The organism is Jiangella alba (assembly GCF_900106035.1).
In the GTDB taxonomy this organism is placed as follows: Bacteria; Actinomycetota; Actinomycetes; order Jiangellales; family Jiangellaceae; genus Jiangella; species Jiangella alba.
The window spans coordinates 3,075,730-3,092,500 of record NZ_FNUC01000004.1 but is presented as its reverse complement, the minus strand read 5'-3'; the positions used below and the strand labels follow the sequence as shown (position 1 = coordinate 3,092,500).

Genomic DNA, 16,771 nt, shown 5'->3' with positions numbered 1-16,771 from the left:
CTGCTGATGAACGACCGCTACCCCTCCACCGACGACCACCAGTCCGTGCACCTGGACTACCGGTACCCGGAGGTGCGCACCGAGCTGAACCGGTGGCTGCCGCTGGTGAAGTGGCTGCTGGCAATCCCGCACTACATCGTGCTGTTCTTCCTGCACATCGGCTTGCTCGTCGCGGTGATCGTCACCTGGTTCGCGGTGCTGTTCACCGGCCGCTACCCGCGCGGGCTGTTCGACTACGCCGAGGGGGTGCTGCGCTGGCAGAACCGGGTCACCGGGTACGCCGTCACGCTGGTGACGGACCAGTACCCGCCGTTCCGCCTCGGCCCCTGACCGGCGCGGGCGGTTCTCAGGCTGCTCTTAACCTCGCATCGCACACTGGGACCGTGCGGGTCCTTGTCGTCGACGACGAGCCGGTGCTCCGGGAGTCCCTGGCGCGGTCGCTGCGCTTCGAGGGCTACGCCGTCACGACCGCGGCCGACGGGGTCGAGGCGCTGCACCGGTTCCCCGACGTGCGCCCGGACGTCCTGGTGGTGGACGTCATGATGCCGCACCTGGACGGCATCGAGGTGTGCCGCCGGCTGCGCCGCGACGGTGACCGCACCCCCGTCCTGATGCTGACCGCCCGCGACGCCGTGCGCGACCGCGTGCTCGGCCTGGACGCCGGCGCCGACGACTACCTGGTGAAGCCGTTCGCCCACGAGGAGCTGCTGGCGCGGCTGCGGGCGATGCTGCGGCGCACGGGATCGACGGCGGACGAGGCGCCGCTGGTGGTCGGCGACCTGCGGCTGGACCCGCAGACGTGGCAGGTGCGGCGGGCGGACCGGGACATCTCGCTGACGCGGACGGAGTTCGGCCTGCTGGAGCTGCTCATGCGCCACCCGCGCCAGGTGCTCACGCGGGCCCAGCTGTACGAGGGCGTCTGGGGCTGCGACCTGGACGGGTCGACGAACTCGCTGGACGTCTACATCGGCTACCTGCGCAAGAAGCTGGAGTCCGGCGGCGAGGCGCGCATGCTGCACACCGTGCGCGGCGTCGGCTACACCCTGCGCGCGGTGGAGCCGTGACGCTGCGGGCGCGGCTGGCCCTGCTGACGTCGGCCGCGGTGGCGCTGGCGGTGGTCGCGGCCTCCGTCGCCGCCTGGCTGCTGATCCGCACCAGCCTGCTGGACGAGATCGACCACCGGCTGCTCGAGCGCGTCCCCGACATCGAGGAGATGGCGCGGACGGCGGCCGAGCTGCCGGAGGGGTCCGGCCGCCGGATCTCGCTGATGGTGGGCAACGAGCCGCTCGGCCTGCAGACGATCACCCCGGACGGCGCCGTCGAGCCGGGGCTGCCGCCGGGCAACGAGCCGGACGCCCTGGTCCTGGACGACGAGGAGCAGCGCATGCTGGCCGGCGAGATCGACGGGCCGTTGCTGCGCAGCGACACCATCGAGGGCGAGGACTTCCGGGTCATGACGTCCGCGCTGGCCGACGGCGGCGCGTTGCGGCTGGTGCAGCCGCTGGACGGGGTGCACACGACGCTGACGCGGATCGCCTGGCTGCTCGCCGGCATCACCGGCGTCGGCGTGGCCGCGGCCGCCGCGCTGGGCTGGACGACGGCCCGCACCGGGCTGCGTCCGATCGACCGGCTGGTGGACGCCGCCGAGCAGGTCGCGACGACGAAGGACCTCGCGCACCGCATCGACCCGCCGGGCAACGACCGCCACGAGGTCGCGCGGCTGGCCGGCTCGGTGAACGCGATGCTGGCCGCGCTGGACGACGCCCGGACGCAGCAGCGGCAGCTGGTGGAGGACGCCGGCCACGAGCTGCGCACCCCGCTGACGACGCTGCGCAACGACCTCGGCGTCCTGTTGCGCAGCGAGCAGCACCCGGACCGCAGTCTGGCGCCGTCCGACCGGGCCGGGCTGCTGCGCGACCTCGAGGCGGAGGCGGCGGCGCTGTCCGACATGGTCGGCGAGATCGTCGAGCTGGCCCGCGGCGGCGCCGAGCCGGAGCCGCCGCTGGAGACGGATCTGCGCGCGCTGGTCGACCGGGCCGCCGCCCGCACCCGCCGGGTCGACCCGGCCGTCACGGTCATCGTCGCCGGGCGCCCGTTCGAGGCGGTCGTGCACCCGGTGCTGCTGGAGCGGGCGGTCGCGAACCTGATTCGCAACGCCGTCCAGGTCAGCCCGCCGGGCGGCGCCGTCGAGGTGCTGCTGGACGAGACCGCCGACGGCGCCCGGGTGCGGGTGCTGGACCGCGGGCCGGGCATCTCCGACGCCGACCTGCCGCGGATCTTCGACCGCTTCTACCGTGGCCAGGCCGCCCGCGAACGGCACGGCTCCGGGCTGGGGCTGGCCATCGTCGCGCAGGCGGCGGAGCTGCACGGCGGCGCCGTCACGGCCGGACGGCGCAAGGGCGGCGGCGCCGCGTTCGCCCTGGTGTTGCCGCAGCCGATTCTCAGCCCGCTCTTAGACCGGCCCTAAGGACGTCTCATGCCGCGCCGGGAGCGTGGGTGTCGCACAGACAACCACGACGTCCCGGAGGACATCATGACCCGATCCACCCGGCGCGGTTCCCGCCTGCTGCCGGTCGTCGCCCTGCTGCTGACCGTCGCGCTGACGGCGTGCGGTTCCGACGACGGCGACGACGACGTGAGCGCGGCCAGCACCGGCAGCACCTCCGGCAGCGGAGGAGGCGGAGGAGGTGGCGCCGCGAGCGACCCGGAGCAGGCCGAGCTGGACTTCTACGCGTGCATGCGCGAGAACGGCGTCGACCTGCCCGACCCGGACCCGGGCCAGCCCGGCATCCAGCTGCAGCTGCCGCCGGGCGACCCGGACGCCGAGGCGGCCATGGAGGAGTGCCGGTCGCTGCTGCCCAACGGCGGCGACATGCAGGGCACCGACGCGGACGACCTGGAGTCGCTGCGCGCGTTCACCGAGTGCATGCGCACGAACGGCATCGACATGCCCGACCCCGCCGCCGACGGCCGCCTGAGCATGCCGGCGGGCGTCGACCCGCAGAGCGCGGAGTTCCAGGCCGCCATGACGACGTGCCAGCCCGAGCTCGACGGCGCACCGGTCCGGATGGGCCCCGGCCCGGGCGGCGGCCAGTGACCGCGACGCTCGACCATCAGGACGACCTCGACGCGGAGCTGGACCGGCCGCGACGGCGCAGGGCGAAGCTGATCTGGCTGACGCTCGGCGTGATCGGCGTGGCCGGCGCCGGCGGCGCGTCCTGGTACCTGACGCGCGACGACGGCGGCGAGGCGGCCGGCGCGGCCACCGGGCCGGCCGCGACCGCCGAGGTGGTGCGCGACACGATCGCCGCCACCGAGACATGGTCCGGCACGCTCGGGCACGGCGACGCGCTCGGCATCCCGGCAGCGCAGGGCACGCTGACGCGGGTCGCGGCGGCCGACACCGAGGTCACCCGCGGCACCGAGTTGTTCCGGCTGGACGAGCGGCCGGTGACGGCCCTGCTCGGCGTGATCCCGATGTATCGCGACCTGGGTCCCGGCGACGAGGGGATCGACGTGGAGCAGCTGGAGGCGAACCTGGAGGCCCTCGGGTACGACGGGTTCACGGCCGACGACGAGTACACCGACAACACCGCCGAGGCGGTCGAGGAGTGGCAGGAGGACATCGGCGCTGCCGAAACAGGAACGGTGGCCCGCTCCGACGTCGTGTTCCTGCCCGAGGGCGGCCGGGTCGGGACGGTGTACGGCGACCTCGGCGCCCCGGTCACGCCGGGGTCGCCGGTCCTCGACATCACCGGCACCGACCAGGTCGCGACGCTGGAGGTGGACGTCGCCGACCGCGACCTGCTCGCCGTCGGCACCGCCGTCACCGTCGTCCTGCCGGGCGGCGCCGAGACCGCCGGCACCGTGACCGCGGCGACGGTGGTGGAGGCGCCCGCCGCGGGCGGCGCGCCCGGCGAGGAGGAGACGGCGAGCGCCGAGGACGCCGTCGTCGAGATCGAGGTGGCGCTGGCCGAGCCGGTGGACGCCGCGCTGGTCGGCTCGCCGGTCGACGTGGTGCGGCCGGTGGACGAGCGGCCGGACGTGCTGGTGGTGCCGGTGACCGCGCTGCTGGCGGTCGCGGGTGGCGGATACGGCCTGGAGGTGATCGCGGCCGACGGCACGACGTCGGTCGTCCCGGTCGAGCTGGGGCTGTTCGCCGACGGCCGGGTCGAGGTCGTCGGCGACGGCATCGCGGAGGGCGACGTCGTGGGGGTGGCCGGGCGATGACCGTCACGACGGCGGAGCCGGTGATCCGGCTCCGCGACGTCCACCGCCGCTACCCCGGCCGGCCGCCGGTGCGGGCGCTCGACGGCGTCAGCCTGAGCGTCGCGCCCGGCGAGCTGGTCGCGATCGTCGGGCCGTCGGGGTCGGGGAAGTCCACCCTGCTGAACGTCCTCGGCACGCTGGACCGGGCGGACGCCGGCGAGGTGCGCATCGACGGCCGCGACGTCGGCACGCTGTCGGACAAGCAGCTGTCGGCGCTGCGGGCGCACTCGATCGGGTTCGTGTTCCAGCAGTTCTTCCTCTCCCCCGGGGTCAGCGCGCTGGACAACGTCGCCGACGGGCTGCTGTACACGGGGGTGTCGCTGCGCGAGCGGCGCCGCCGGGCGGCCCGGACGCTGGCCCGCGTCGGGCTGGCCGACCGGCTGCGGCACCGCGGGAACGAGCTGTCCGGCGGGCAGCGGCAGCGGGTCGCGGTGGCCCGGGCGCTGGTCGGGCGGCCGTCGTTCCTGCTGGCCGACGAGCCGACCGGGGCGCTGGACTCCGCGTCCGGCGCGGCGGTGCTCAAGCTGCTGCACGAGCTGCACGACGGCGGCACGACGGTCATCGTCATCACCCACGACCACGGGGTGGCGGCCGAGCTGCCACGTCAGGTGCACATCCTGGACGGGCGGATCGAGTCCGACGAGTCCGTCGCGGTGGCGTCGTGACGGCGGCACGGTCGCGGCTGCGCCCGCGCGACACGGTCCGGGTGGCGTTCTCCGGGCTGCGGGCGCGGCCGCTGCGAGCGGTGCTGTCGGCGCTCGGCATCGCGGTCGGCATCGCGGCGATGGTCGCCGTCGTCGGGATCTCCGCGTCCAGCCGCGAGCAGGTGAACCAGCAGCTCGACGCGCTCGGGACCAACCTGCTGACGGTCGCGCCGAGCCAGTCGTTCGTCAGCGAGGCGGAGCTGCCGCGCGAGGCCGTCGACATGGTCGGCCGGCTCGACGACGTCGACTCGGTGAGCGGGGTCGGGACCGTCCCGGACGCCGCGGTCTACCGCAACGACGAGATCGACCCGAACCAGACCAACGCGCTCGCCGTCAGCGCGGCCCGGACCGACCTGCTGGACACCGTCAGCGCGACGATGGCGTCCGGCCGCTGGCTGGACGACGTGCTCAGCGCGTTCCCGGTGGTGGTGCTGGGCGCCGACACGGCGGAACTGCTCGGGGTCTCGCGCACCGACGGCGACGTGCAGGTGTGGCTGGGCGGCGAGTGGTTCACCGTCGCCGGCGTGCTCGACCCGGTGCCGCTGGCGCCGGAGCTGGACACGTCGGCGCTGATCGGCTGGCCGGTCGCGGAGTCGCTGCTCGGCTTCGACGGCGCGCCGACGACGGTGTACCAGCGGGTGGCCGAGGGCTCGGTCGACGACGTGCGGGCCCTGCTGCCGGCCACCGTCGACCCCGCGGCGCCGGAGGAGGTCGCCGTCAGCCGGCCGTCCGACGCGCTGGCCGCGCAGGCCGCGACCGACGAGACGCTGACGACGCTGCTGCTGGCGCTGGGCGGCGTGGCGCTGCTGGTCGGCGGCATCGGGGTGGCCAACACGATGGTCATCGCGGTGCTGGAGCGGCGCTCGGAGGTCGGGCTGCGGCGAGCGCTGGGCGCCACCCGGGCGCATATCCGGCGGCAGTTCCTCGGCGAGTCGGTGCTGCTGGCGGCGCTCGGCGGCGGAGGAGGCGCGCTGCTCGGCGGCGCGGCGACGGCGGCGTTCGCGTCCAGCCGGGAGTGGCCGTTCGCGCTGCCGGTGTGGGTGCTCGCGGGCGCGGCCGCCGCGACCATCGTCGTCGGGGCGCTGGCCGGGGCCTACCCGGCGGCGCGCGCGGCCCGGATGCCACCGACGGCGGCGCTGTCGTCGGTGTGAGCCCGCACCGCTTTGCAATGAGCACGGATACGCACCGGTGCGTATCCGTGCTCATTGCAAAGCGGAGCGCCTGTTTGCGCGAATCGGTGGTGGCGGCCGCTGTCCGAGGGTTCAATGACCCCGTTCACCAGGCACGATGCGTGAAGGGACAAACGGGGACATGGTACGTGGACCGGTGCGGGTGGCGGCCGTCGCCGTGGTGGCGGCGGCATTGACGCTGACCGCCGCGGGCGCGGCGTACGCGGAGGCGTCGTACGGCGAGATCACGCTGACCGGAGGCGGTGGCGACTACTCGGGGACGGTCACGCTGCCGCCGGGCTTCCCGTCGACGACGTTCACCAGCAACTCGCGGGCGTCCGCCTCGGTGCCGTCCGGCTCGTCGAACTGGATCTCGGCCGCCACGCCGTGGGGCGAGGAGTTCGGGTCCAGCCAGGGTCATCCGTACGTCAACCTGCGCCCGGCCGCCGACGCCGCCGGCTCGCCGTCGACCACCACGTACGTCTTCGACGCGCCGACGCCGGCCGCAGGGTGGGGGTTCGCGCTCGGCGACATCGACTCCGACACCGCCGTCGTGACCGCGCTGGACGCCGACGGCGATCCCGTCGCCGGCGCCGACCTCGGCTTCGAGGACGTCTTCAACTACTGCGACGCGTCGCCGCGGCCGAGCGGCGTGTGCTCGTCCGGCCCGTCCGCCGGCGAGCCCGGCTTCGACCTGCCGGCGGCGGCCGTCGGCGCGTTGTCCGTGACGCTGACCGGCAACGGTCCCGACACCGGCGGCGCGTCCGGCTGGTTCCAGCCACGGGTGGCGCTGTCGTCGCTGACCGTCGAGTTCGAGTGGCAGACCGGCTTCCCCGTCTACCACACCTGGTTCGCGTCGCAGCTGCGCTCGGTCGCGGGGGTCGTGACCCTGGACGCGTCGACGCCGCAGGCCGGGGTTGAGCTGACGCTGACCGGGCCGTCCGGCGAGGTCATCGCGACCACGTCGACCGCCGACGACGGGACGTACTCGTTCCCCGGCATCGCGCCGGGCGACTACGAGGTGACGATGACGGTGCCGGACGGGCTGGTCGCGGTCGGACCGTCGACGCTGCCGGTCGATGTGGCCGAGGAGGACGCGACCGGCGTCGACTTCGACCTGATGCCCGACGACACCGAGGTGTACGAGGTGCCGGGGACGGTCACCGACCCGGACGGCGAGCCGATTCCGGACGCCGAGGTCGTGCTGGAGGACGCCGACGGCGACGTGGTGGCCGAGACCACCACGGACGAGAACGGCGACTTCGTGCTGCCCGACGTGCCGGCCGGCGAGTACGAGCTGATCGTGACGCCGCCGGGTGGGTCGCCGACGGAGATCCCGGTGACGGTGCCGGTCGAGGAGCCGCTGCAGGTGACGGCCGACCCCGCGCCGACGCCGACCCCAACGCCAACGCCGACGCCGACGCCCACTGAGGAGCCGACGGAGCAGCCGACGGAGGAGCCGACCGCGTCGCCGACGCCGTCTCCGTCACCCACGGAGGAGCCGGGCGAGGAGCTGCCCGACACCGGCGCCGGAGCCGGGCCCGCCACCGTCGCCGTCCTGCTCGTGGCCGCCGGCGCCGCCGCCTTCGCCGTCCGCCGCCGCGTCATCGGCTGACACCTGTCGAGAACCGTCCGGCGGCTCCGACTCACTGCTGAGCCGCCGGACGGACCGGCGCCGGAGATGAAGGAGCCGACCATGAGCCAGAAGATCGTCCCGTTCCTGTGGTTCGAGGACACCGCCGAGGACGCCCTGACGCTGTACACGTCGATCTTCCCGGATGCGCGCATCACCGACCTGACCCGCTACGGCGCCGGCGGCCCGTTCCCCGCCGGCACCCTCCAGTCGGCGACGTTCGAGCTGGCCGGCCAGACGTTCATGGCGATCAACGGCGGGCCGCACGACCGGTTCAACGACGCCGTCTCGCTGTTCGTCGCCTGCGAGTCGCAGGAGGAGATCGACCACTACTGGGACGCCCTGCTGGCCGGCGGCGGCACGCCGACGCAGTGTGGCTGGCTGAAGGACCGCTTCGGCGTCGCGTGGCAGATCACGCCGGTGCAGCTGCTGCGCTACCTCAGCGACCCGGATCCGGCGAAGGCCGGGCGCACCGCCGCCGCGATGATGTCGATGGTCAAGCTCGACCTCCCCGCCCTGACCGCCGCCTACGAGGGCACGGACTAGGCGGACGGGCGGAGGAGCTGGCGGACGGCGCGGCCGGAGGCGAGCTCGTCGAAGGCGGCGGGGAGGCCGTCGAAGGCGAGGTCGGCGGTGTGGAGCCGGTCGATGGGCAGCTTGCCGGCCTCCCACAGCCGGATCAGCCGCGGGATGTCGCGGGCCGGCGCGGCCGAGCCCATGTAGGAGCCGCGCAGCACGCGGCCCTCGCCGGTCAGGGTGACGGCGGGCAGGGCGGAGCGGTGCGACGGGTCGGGGAGGCCGACGGCGACGGTGGCGCCGCCGCGGGCGGTCGCGGCGAACGCGGTCTCGAGAACGGCGGCGCTGCCGACGCACTCGAAGGCGTGGTCGGCGCCGCCGCCGGTGAGGTCACGGACGGCGGGGACGAGGTCGGGCGAGGTGGCCGGCAGGAGGTGCGAGGCCCCGAGCGACGACGCCAGGTCCAGCTTCGACGGCACGGTGTCGACGGCGACGACGGGGTGCGCGCCGGCCAGCACGGCCGCCATGACCGCGGACAGCCCCACCCCGCCCAGCCCGAACACGACCACCGACTCCCCCGGCCGCACGCCGGCCGTGTTGACGACGGCGCCGAAGCCGGTGAGGACGGCGCAGCCGAGCATCGCCGCGACGTTGAACGGGACGGACGGCGGCACGACGACGACGGAGCCGCGCGACACGACGGTCCGTTCGGCGAACGCCGAGACGCCCAGGTGGTGGGCGAACTCCACGCCGGAACGGCCGAACCGGGTGCCGCCGGCGACCAGCCGGCCCGCGCCGTTGGCCGCCGCGCCGACGGTGCACATGGCCGGCCGTCCGGCGGCGCACTCGAGGCAGTGCCCGCACGACGGCACGAACGTCATGACGACGTGGTCGCCGGGCGCGACGTCGATGACGCCGGGGCCGACGGCCTCGACGACGCCGGCCGCCTCGTGGCCCAGCACCATCGGCGTCGGCCGCGGCCGGCTGCCGTTGATGACGGAGAGGTCGGAGTGGCAGAGCCCGGCCGCCTCGACCCGCACCAGCAGCTCGCCGGCCTCCGGCCCGGACAGCTCCAGCGACTCCACCGTCAGCGCGGTGCCACCGGCGTACGGCGGCTCGTCGCCCAGCCGCCACAGCACCGCGGCGCGGGTGCCGACCGCCGTCACCGCAACCCCAGCGCCTCGCGCGGATCGCCGTCGAGCAGCCACTCGAGCGTCGACGGCAGGACGTACGGCATCGTCGGCGGCCGGATCGCGGCGATCTCGCGCAGCCCCGCGACCGCCTGCGCCGGCGTCCAAATCGGGAAGTCCGAGCCGAACAGCAGCTTGTCGACGACGCCCCACTCCTGGGCGCGGACCAGCGCGTGGTACCCGTCGAACGGCCGCGCCCACGACGCGGAGACGTCGGTGAAGACGCGCCGGTTCTTCCGGCACACGACCATCGCCTCGCGCTGCCACGGGTGTCCCATGTGCGCCATCACCATGGTGAGGTCCGGGTGCCGGCGGGCCACCTCGTCGACCACCAGCGGCTGGCTGACCAGGAGCGAACCGGACGGGCTCGGCGTCGCGCCCATGTGCCACAGGATGACCAGCCCGGCCGCAGTCGCGGCGCGGTAGAACTCGTCGAACCGCTCGTCGCGCGCGTCGAACAGCGACAGGACGGGGTACAGCTTGATGCCGCGCAGCCCGCGCGCCACACCGTCGGCCAGTTGCTCGAGCACGTCGGGGTCGGTGGGGTCCAGCGCCATGAACCCGATCGTCTCGGTGCTGGTCGACGCGCAGAACCACTCGACGTACTCGTTCGGCGTCGCGACCCCGGCCGCCGTCGCCCGCAGGCCGAACACGCACGCCACGGAGACGCCGCCCTCCTTCATCGCCCGGTCGTACTCCTCGGGCGTGAACTCGTGCGCCTCCGCCTGGCCGTAGACGGGGGCCCAGTTGGCCCGCCACTCCGGGCCCCAGTGCTCGGGCTGGTGACAGTGGGTGTGGACGTCGAACATCGCGGGCGGCCTCCTAGCCGGCGGAACGGGCGGGACGCAGCGAGCTGTGCACGATGCGCATGGCGGCGGCGGTGTCGGGGTCGCCGGCCAGCTCGGCCGCGGTCTCCATCAGCCGCTCCAGATAGAACTGCTGGCGGTCCTGGCCGAACTCGCCGGACGGGCCCGAGACGCTGACCGCCGCGAGCACCTCGCCGTCCAGCTCGACGGGAACGGCGACGCAGCGCAGGCCGACGCTGCGCTCGTTGTCGTCGAAGGCGTAGCCGCGCCGCTCGATCAGCCGCAGCTCGCGGGTCAGCTCGTCCATCGTGGTGACGGTGTCGTCGGTGAACCGGGTGAACGGGGCCGGCGGGAGGTGCTCGGCCAGCCGCTCCGCCGGCAGCCGCGAGAGCAGCAGCTTGCCCAGCCCGGTGCAGTAGGTGTGGTCGCGCACGCCGGGGCTGGCGTGGAACCGGATCGGCCGGTCCGGCTCGTGCACGCCGACGTGGATCACCTGCTCGCCGTCGAGCATGCCCAGGTTCGCCGTCTGCCCGGTGCGGTCGGCCAGCGGCGCGAGGTACCGGTCGGCGACGACGGACAGGTCCAGCGACGACATGTACGCGTTGGACAGCCGCAGCACCTTGTGCCCGAGCCGGTACGACGGCCGCTCGTCGACGCGGACGATGTACTCCATCTCCGCCAGCACCGCGAGCAGCCGGACCAGCGTGCTCTTCGGCAGACCGGTCGACTCGCTGATCTCGACCAGCGTGAACGGCTCGGATCCGGTCGACAGCAGCTCCATTAGCGCGAGGCCGCGCGCGAGTGCGTTCGCGTGGTAGTTGGCCGACGCCGGCCGATCGTCGTCGACCGAGGTGCGGCGGGTGGTTCTGGCGACGGGTCTCATGTTCGCTGCCCCTTGTCCTTCGTCCCTGCTCTGAGTACGTGCCCGGCGCGGGCGCCGGTGTGCTGCCCGTGGGCGATCGTCGGCTCGCCGTTGACGATCACGGCGTCGACGCCGGCGGGATACTGCCTGGGGTCGGCGAACGTGGCGCGGTCGGCGAGCCGTCCGACGTCGAGGATCACGATGTCGGCCGCCTGCCCTGCGGTGATCGTGCCACGATCGGTGATCCCCGCCCGGCGCGCCGCTCCCGAGGTGCACTTGCGGATCGCCTCGGGCAGCGTCAGGGTGCCGTCGGCGACGTGATCGGAGAGCAGCCGCGGGTAGGCGCCGTACGACCGCGGGTGCGGCATGCCGTTCCCCGTCGGCCCGTCGACGTCGAGCGCCTGGCCGTCCGAGCCGATCACCGACGCGGGATGGGCCAGGACGGCGCGCAGGTCGCCCGCGTCGCGGCCGCCGGCCACCATCGACACCGCGTTGCCGTGCCGGGCCAGCAGGTCCAGCGCGACGGTGGCGGCGTCGGCGCCGCGGTCAGCGGCCAGCGCGGTGACGGTGCGCCCGACGACGGCAGGGTCGGGTGCGGAGTTGACGGTGATCTCGTCCCAGCCCAGCGGCTGCTCGGACCAGTGCGCCCGGATCCGCGCGACCGCCTCTGGGTCGGCCAGCCGGGCCCGCATGACGGCGTCGCCGCCGGCCTGCGCCCATGCGGGCAGCCGCTGCGCCAGCGGCGCGTTGCCGGCGAGGTACGGGTACATGTCGACGGCGACGTCGAGGCCGTCGGCGCGGGCGGCGTCGACCAGCTCCAGCGCCGACGCCACGCTGCCCCAGTTGCGCCGGCCGACGGAGGTGAGGTGGGACAGCTGGGTGCGCACGCCGGTGGCGGCGGCGACCTCCAGCGCCTCGCGCACCGCCGCCAGGCCGTCGTCGGCGTAGTCGCGCAGGTGCCAGGCGAACACGGCGTCGTACTCGGCGACGACCCGCGCCAGCGCGACCAGCTCGGCCCGCGCGGCGAACGTCAGCGGCGCGTACATCAGCCCGGTCGACAGGCCGACGGCGCCGTCGTCCAGCGCGCCGGCCAGCAGCGACGTCATCTCATCCAGTTCGGCCGGCGTCGGCGGGCGGTCGTCGAACCCGACGACGCCCGCGTGCAGCGGCAGGTGCCCGGCCAGCCCGGCGACGTTGACGCTGGGGCGGGCGGCGGCGACGGCGTCGAGGTACTCGCCGTACGAGCGCCAGCTCCAGCCGACCGACGGGTCGAGGTCGAGGTAGCCGACCGCGGCCCGCACGCCGTCGACGTCGGCGCCGCCGGCCAGCGGCGCGACGCCCAGCCCGCAGTTGCCGATCACCGTCGTCGTGACGCCCTGGTGGACGGCGCTGCGCGCGTGCGGCGCGGACAGCAGCGTGAGGTCGGAGTGGGTGTGCAGGTCGACGAAGCCGGGGCAGACGACCTTCCCGGTGGCGTCGATCGTCGCGACGCCTTCGCCGGCGGCGAGGTCAGGCCCGACCGCGGCGATCGCCCCGCCGGACACCAGCACGTCGGCCCGGACGCCTTCTGCGCCCGTGCCGTCGACGACCGTGCCGCCGCTGATCACCAGATCGATCACGAGGCGGCTCCAGGCAGCACGGGCAGCAGTTCCGGCCCAGCCGCCCGGGGGAAGTGGCAGGCGCTCGGGTGGCCGGCGCCGAGCCGGTCCTCCAGCGCGGGCACCTCCTCGGCGCACTTGGCCTGCGCCTTCCAGCAGCGGGTCCGGAACCGGCAGCCCGACGGCGGGTTCGCCGGGTTCGGCACGTCGCCGGTCAGCGTGATCCGCTCGCGGGCGCCGCGCAGCCGCGGGTCCGGCACCGGCACCGCCGACAGCAGCGCCTGCGTGTACGGGTGCTGCGGCGCGGCGAAGATCTCGTCGCGGGTGCCGGTCTCGACGATCACGCCGAGGTACATGACGGCGATCCGGTGCGACACGTGCCGCACGATCGAGAGGTCGTGCGAGATGAACAGGTACGCCAGCCCCAGCCGCCGCTGCAGGTCGCGCAGCTGGTTCACCACCTGCGCCTGGATCGACACGTCCAGCGCGCTGACCGGCTCGTCCAGCACCAGCAGCTCCGGGTCGAGCGCGAGCGCGCGGGCGATGCCGATGCGCTGACGCTGGCCGCCGGAGAACTCGTGCGCGTACCGGTTGGCGTGCTCGGGCTGCAGCCCGACGAGGTCGAGCAGCTCGGCCACGCGGTCGGCGCCGCCGTTGCGGTACCGGCCCTGCACCCGCAGCGGCTCGGCGACGATGTCGTGCACCGTCATGCGCGGCGACAGCGACGCGTACGGGTCCTGGAAGACGATCTGCGACTTGCTGCGCCACGGCCGCAGCTCGTCCTCCCCCATCGTCGCGACGTCGTTGCCGCGGTAGAGGATGCGCCCGGAGGTCGGCTCGAGCAGCCGCACCACCATGCGACCGGTGGTCGACTTGCCGCAGCCGGACTCGCCGACCAGGCTCAGCGTCTCGCCCTGGTCGAGGGCGAACGAGACGCCGTCGACCGCGCGCACCGCGCCGACGGGGCGGCGGAGCACGCCGCCGCGGATCGGGAAGTGCATCGTCAGGTCCTCGACCCGCAGCACCTCCTCGCCCAGCCGGTCCAGCCGTTCGGCGGCCGCCGTCTCGACGCTCATCGGGTCACCTCCGTGGGGACGGCCGCCAGTTCCTCGGCGAAGTGGCAGGCGCTCTGGTGGCCGGCGCCGACGACGCGCGGCTGCGGACGTTCGGTGCGGCAGCGGTCGCGGGCCAGCGGGCAGCGCGGGTGGAACGGGCAGCCGGACGGCGGTGCGAGCAGGCTCGGCGGGCTACCCGGGATCGGGTGCAGCTCGTCGACGTCGCGGTCCAGCCGGGGCAGGCTCTCCAGCAGCCCGACGGTGTACGGGTGCCGCGGCTCGGTGAAGACGGTGGTGACGTCGCCCTGCTCGACCACGCGCCCGGCGTACATGACGACGACGCGGTCGGCCAGCTCGGCCACCACCCCGAGGTCGTGCGTGATCAGCAGCGTCGCCGCCTGGGTCTCCTGCTGCGCCACCTTGAGCAGGTCGAGCACCTGCGCCTGGATGGTGACGTCGAGCGCCGTCGTCGGCTCGTCCGCGATCAGCAGGCTGGGGCCGTTGGCGATCGCCATGGCGATCATGGCGCGCTGGCGCATGCCGCCGGAGAACTCGTGCGGGTACTGCTTGAACCGAGCCGCGGCGTCGGGCATGCCGACGAGGCCGAGCAGCTCGATGGCGCGGTCGCGGGCGGCGGACTTCGAGAGCCCCTTGTCGTGCAGTTTCAGCGCCTCGACGATCTGCCGGCCGACCGTGACGACCGGGTTGAGCGCCGTCATCGGGTCCTGGAAGATCATCGCGATCTCGGCGCCGCGGATGCCGCGCAGCTCCTTCGCCGGCAGCGTCGCGAGGTCGCGGCCGCGGAACCGGATGGTCCCGCCGGCCCGCCGGCCCGACTTCACCAGGCCCAGGATCGACATCGCGGTGACGCTCTTGCCGGAACCGGACTCGCCGACGACGCCGACGATCTCGCCCCGGCCCACGCTGAACGACGCGCCGTCGACGGCCTTGACGACGCCCTCGTCGGTGCGGAACTCGACGCCGAGGTCCTCGATCACCAGCAGCGGCTCAGTGCTCTCCACTACGACCTCCCCGACTGCCGCGGATCGACGGCGTCGCGCAGGCCGTCGCCGACGAAGTTGACCGACAATACCGTCGCGGCGATGGCCAGGCCCGGCGGCAGCCAGAGCCACGGCATCGACTGGATCACCGTCAGGCTCTGCGCGTCGTTGAGCATGTTGCCCCAGCTGGCCTGCGGCGGCTGGACGCCGAGGCCGAGGAAGGACAGCACCGCCTCGGACAGGATCGCGCCGGCCACCGCGAGGGTCCCGACGACGACGATCTGGCCCATGGCGGCCGGCACGATGTGCTTGCGCAGCAGCCAGCCGCGCGACGCCCCGGCCACGCGGGCGGCGTGCAGGTACTCGCGCTCGCGCACCGCCAGCGTGACGCCGCGGACCAGCCGCGCCGCCGTCGGCCACTCCGACGCGGCGATGGCGATGACGAGGATCGGGATGCTCGGGCCGAGCAGGCCCGCCAGCACGATCACCACGACGATGTTCGGGAACGACAGCATCATGTCCGCCGTGCGCATCAGCGCGGTGTCCAGCCAGCCGCCGAACAGCCCGGCGACCGCGCCGACGAGCGTCCCGAACAGCACCGCCAGCAGCGCGGCGAACACGCCGACCATCAGCGACACCCGGGCCGCGTAGACCAGCCGCGCGAACACGTCGCGGCCGGACGCGTCGGTCCCGAGCCAGTGCTCCGACGACGGTGGCTGCCGGATCGCGCCGAGGTCGACGGAGTACGGCGACTGGCCCGCGACGAGCGGCGCGAAGACGGCAACGAGCAGCAGGATCACCAGGAAGATCGCGCCGCCGACGGCCACCTTGTTGCGGCGGAAGCGGCGCACCGCCATCGCCCGCGGCGAACGCCGGCGCGGCGACGGGCCGCCGGGGCCCGGCTCGGCGGCCACCGCCTCCTGAGCGGCGGCGACGTCGGCGGTGTCCAGGGAGGGTCGCAGGTCGCTCATGACGTCATGCCACCTTCACTCTCGGGTCGACGACGGCGTACGCGATGTCCGCGACCAGGTTGCAGATCAGCACCAGCGCGGCCACGTACAGCGCGAACCCGACGATCACCGGGTAGTCCTGGGTGTTGACCGCCCGCACCGCGAGCTGGCCCATGCCCGGCCAGGCGAACACCTGCTCCAGCACGACGGCGCCGGCCAGCATCTGCGGGATGTTGATCATCACGATGGTGATCAGCGGGATCAGCGAGTTGCGCAGCGCGTGCTGGCTGACCACCCGCGCCGGGGAGCCGCCCTTCGCCTCGGCGGTGCGCACGTAGTCGGCCGACAGCTCGTCGATGAGGCTGCCGCGGACGTAGCGCGTGAGCGGCCCGGCCGCGGCGAGGCCGAGGATCGCCGCCGGCATGATCAGGTGTTGCAGGACGTCGCCGCCGCCTCCGCCGCCGGGCGTGGACATGCCCGACGACGGCAGCCAGCCCAGTTGCAGCGAGAAGACGTAGATCGCGGTGATGCCGAGGAAGAACGACGGCACCGAGATGACACCGAGGCTCAGCGCCGCGGCCGCGTAGTCGACGCCGGTGTTGCGGCGGACCGCCGCGATGGTGCCCAGCGGGACCGCGATCAGCAGCGAGATGCCCAGCGCCGTCGACATCAGCAGGACGGTCGGGCCGAGCCGCTCCAGCAGCAGGCCGCTGACCGGCTCGCGGTTGAGGAACGACGAGCCCAGGTCGCCGCTGATCGCGTCCACGAGCCACCGGCCGTACTGCACGAGGATCGGATCGTCCAGCCCCAGTTCCGCACGGCGGGCCTGGATGAACTGCTCGCTGCCCTCCTGCAGGTCCTCCGGGCTGATCATCATCCGCACCGGGTCGCCCGGTGCCGCGCGGACCAGCAGGAACACGCCGATCCCGATCAACATGAAGACCACGATGTTGACCAGGATCCGCCTGACGACGAACGCCGCCACCGCTCACCTCCTCATCCTGAGGTGTGGCGGGCG

17 protein-coding genes (1 of these 17 cut by a window edge) are annotated in these 16,771 nt (G+C 74.2%); 9 read left to right on the top strand and 8 right to left on the bottom strand.

The features are described from left to right. The 9 genes from BLV02_RS36125 to BLV02_RS32225 form a co-directional block, all read left to right on the top strand. Positions 1-330 carry the 3' portion of a DUF4389 domain-containing protein gene (locus tag BLV02_RS36125; RefSeq protein ID WP_069112000.1) on the top strand. The gene continues 318 nt to the left of window position 1, outside the view, so the window shows 330 of its 648 coding nt (coding positions 319-648); its start codon lies beyond the left edge, outside the window; it ends in the stop codon at positions 328-330. Between the two features lie 53 nt (positions 331-383). Further along, entirely contained in the window at positions 384-1,064 is a 681-nt protein-coding gene (locus BLV02_RS36120) for a response regulator transcription factor (RefSeq protein ID WP_069112001.1), read from the top strand. After that, complete coding sequence (locus BLV02_RS32255; protein ID WP_069112002.1) at positions 1,061-2,467, top strand: sensor histidine kinase; 1,407 nt, start codon at positions 1,061-1,063, stop codon at positions 2,465-2,467. The genes BLV02_RS36120 and BLV02_RS32255 overlap by 4 nt, the downstream gene beginning before the upstream one ends. A 66-nt stretch (positions 2,468-2,533) precedes the next feature. Further along, the gene (locus BLV02_RS32250) at positions 2,534-3,097 is read left to right on the top strand and encodes a hypothetical protein (protein WP_069112003.1); all 564 of its coding nucleotides are present in this window, start codon (positions 2,534-2,536) and stop codon (positions 3,095-3,097) included. After that, complete coding sequence (locus tag BLV02_RS32245; protein WP_083288739.1) at positions 3,094-4,230, top strand: efflux RND transporter periplasmic adaptor subunit; 1,137 nt, start codon at positions 3,094-3,096, stop codon at positions 4,228-4,230. Before BLV02_RS32250 ends, BLV02_RS32245 begins: the two co-directional genes overlap by 4 nt. Continuing rightward, on the top strand, positions 4,227-4,934 hold the full coding sequence (locus tag BLV02_RS32240; RefSeq protein WP_069112004.1) for an ABC transporter ATP-binding protein: 708 nt from the start codon (positions 4,227-4,229) through the stop codon (positions 4,932-4,934). The genes BLV02_RS32245 and BLV02_RS32240 overlap by 4 nt, the downstream gene beginning before the upstream one ends. Continuing rightward, the gene (locus BLV02_RS32235; RefSeq protein WP_069112005.1) at positions 4,931-6,124 is read left to right on the top strand and encodes an ABC transporter permease; all 1,194 of its coding nucleotides are present in this window, start codon (positions 4,931-4,933) and stop codon (positions 6,122-6,124) included. Before BLV02_RS32240 ends, BLV02_RS32235 begins: the two co-directional genes overlap by 4 nt. 160 nt (positions 6,125-6,284) lie before the next feature. After that, positions 6,285-7,757, top strand: a complete 1,473-nt coding sequence (locus BLV02_RS32230; protein ID WP_141711624.1) for a carboxypeptidase-like regulatory domain-containing protein — start codon at positions 6,285-6,287, stop codon at positions 7,755-7,757. A gap of 81 nt (positions 7,758-7,838) precedes the next feature. Then, on the top strand, positions 7,839-8,321 hold the full coding sequence (locus BLV02_RS32225; protein ID WP_069112297.1) for a VOC family protein: 483 nt from the start codon (positions 7,839-7,841) through the stop codon (positions 8,319-8,321). Here BLV02_RS32225 and BLV02_RS32220 read toward each other — a convergent pair. From BLV02_RS32220 to BLV02_RS32185, 8 genes are read right to left on the bottom strand one after another with little or no spacing between them, the layout of a single operon-like run. Beyond that, positions 8,318-9,457, bottom strand: coding sequence for a zinc-binding dehydrogenase (locus tag BLV02_RS32220; protein ID WP_069112007.1), 1,140 nt, complete (start codon positions 9,455-9,457; stop codon positions 8,318-8,320). The genes BLV02_RS32225 and BLV02_RS32220 overlap by 4 nt on opposite strands. Next, on the bottom strand, positions 9,454-10,290 hold the full coding sequence (locus BLV02_RS32215) for an amidohydrolase family protein (protein ID WP_069112008.1): 837 nt from the start codon (positions 10,288-10,290) through the stop codon (positions 9,454-9,456). The genes BLV02_RS32220 and BLV02_RS32215 overlap by 4 nt, the downstream gene beginning before the upstream one ends. 13 nt (positions 10,291-10,303) lie before the next feature. Beyond that, the gene (locus tag BLV02_RS32210) at positions 10,304-11,170 is read right to left on the bottom strand and encodes an IclR family transcriptional regulator (RefSeq protein ID WP_069112009.1); all 867 of its coding nucleotides are present in this window, start codon (positions 11,168-11,170) and stop codon (positions 10,304-10,306) included. Then, a complete protein-coding gene (locus BLV02_RS32205; protein ID WP_069112010.1) occupies positions 11,167-12,768 on the bottom strand; it encodes an N-acyl-D-amino-acid deacylase family protein in 1,602 nt (533 codons plus the stop codon). The genes BLV02_RS32210 and BLV02_RS32205 overlap by 4 nt, the downstream gene beginning before the upstream one ends. After that, the gene (locus BLV02_RS32200) at positions 12,765-13,823 is read right to left on the bottom strand and encodes an ABC transporter ATP-binding protein (protein ID WP_069112011.1); all 1,059 of its coding nucleotides are present in this window, start codon (positions 13,821-13,823) and stop codon (positions 12,765-12,767) included. Before BLV02_RS32200 ends, BLV02_RS32205 begins: the two co-directional genes overlap by 4 nt. Continuing rightward, on the bottom strand, positions 13,820-14,824 hold the full coding sequence (locus tag BLV02_RS32195; protein WP_069112012.1) for an ABC transporter ATP-binding protein: 1,005 nt from the start codon (positions 14,822-14,824) through the stop codon (positions 13,820-13,822). Before BLV02_RS32195 ends, BLV02_RS32200 begins: the two co-directional genes overlap by 4 nt. After that, positions 14,824-15,774 (bottom strand): oligopeptide ABC transporter permease, encoded by a 951-nt coding sequence (gene opp4C / locus BLV02_RS32190; RefSeq protein ID WP_216094267.1) that lies wholly within the window; start codon positions 15,772-15,774, stop codon positions 14,824-14,826. The genes BLV02_RS32195 and opp4C overlap by 1 nt, the downstream gene beginning before the upstream one ends. 4 nt (positions 15,775-15,778) lie before the next feature. After that, on the bottom strand, positions 15,779-16,738 hold the full coding sequence (locus tag BLV02_RS32185) for an ABC transporter permease (RefSeq protein WP_083288740.1): 960 nt from the start codon (positions 16,736-16,738) through the stop codon (positions 15,779-15,781). Between the last annotated feature and the right edge of the window lie 33 nt (positions 16,739-16,771).

What these genes read in the sequence shown, in the direction of transcription:
- BLV02_RS32215 (WP_069112008.1), bottom strand. Translation starts at nt 10,290, where the DNA reads ATGTTCGACGTCCACACCCACTGTCACCAGCCCGAGCACTGGGGCCCG.
- BLV02_RS32210 (WP_069112009.1), bottom strand. Translation starts at nt 11,170, where the DNA reads ATGAGACCCGTCGCCAGAACCACCCGCCGCACCTCGGTCGACGACGAT.
- BLV02_RS32225 (WP_069112297.1), top strand. Translation starts at nt 7,839, where the DNA reads ATGAGCCAGAAGATCGTCCCGTTCCTGTGGTTCGAGGACACCGCCGAG.
- BLV02_RS32250 (WP_069112003.1), top strand. Translation starts at nt 2,534, where the DNA reads ATGACCCGATCCACCCGGCGCGGTTCCCGCCTGCTGCCGGTCGTCGCC.
- BLV02_RS32230 (WP_141711624.1), top strand. Translation starts at nt 6,285, where the DNA reads ATGGTACGTGGACCGGTGCGGGTGGCGGCCGTCGCCGTGGTGGCGGCG.
- BLV02_RS32200 (WP_069112011.1), bottom strand. Translation starts at nt 13,823, where the DNA reads ATGAGCGTCGAGACGGCGGCCGCCGAACGGCTGGACCGGCTGGGCGAG.
- opp4C (WP_216094267.1), bottom strand. Translation starts at nt 15,774, where the DNA reads ATGAGCGACCTGCGACCCTCCCTGGACACCGCCGACGTCGCCGCCGCT.
- BLV02_RS32240 (WP_069112004.1), top strand. Translation starts at nt 4,227, where the DNA reads ATGACCGTCACGACGGCGGAGCCGGTGATCCGGCTCCGCGACGTCCAC.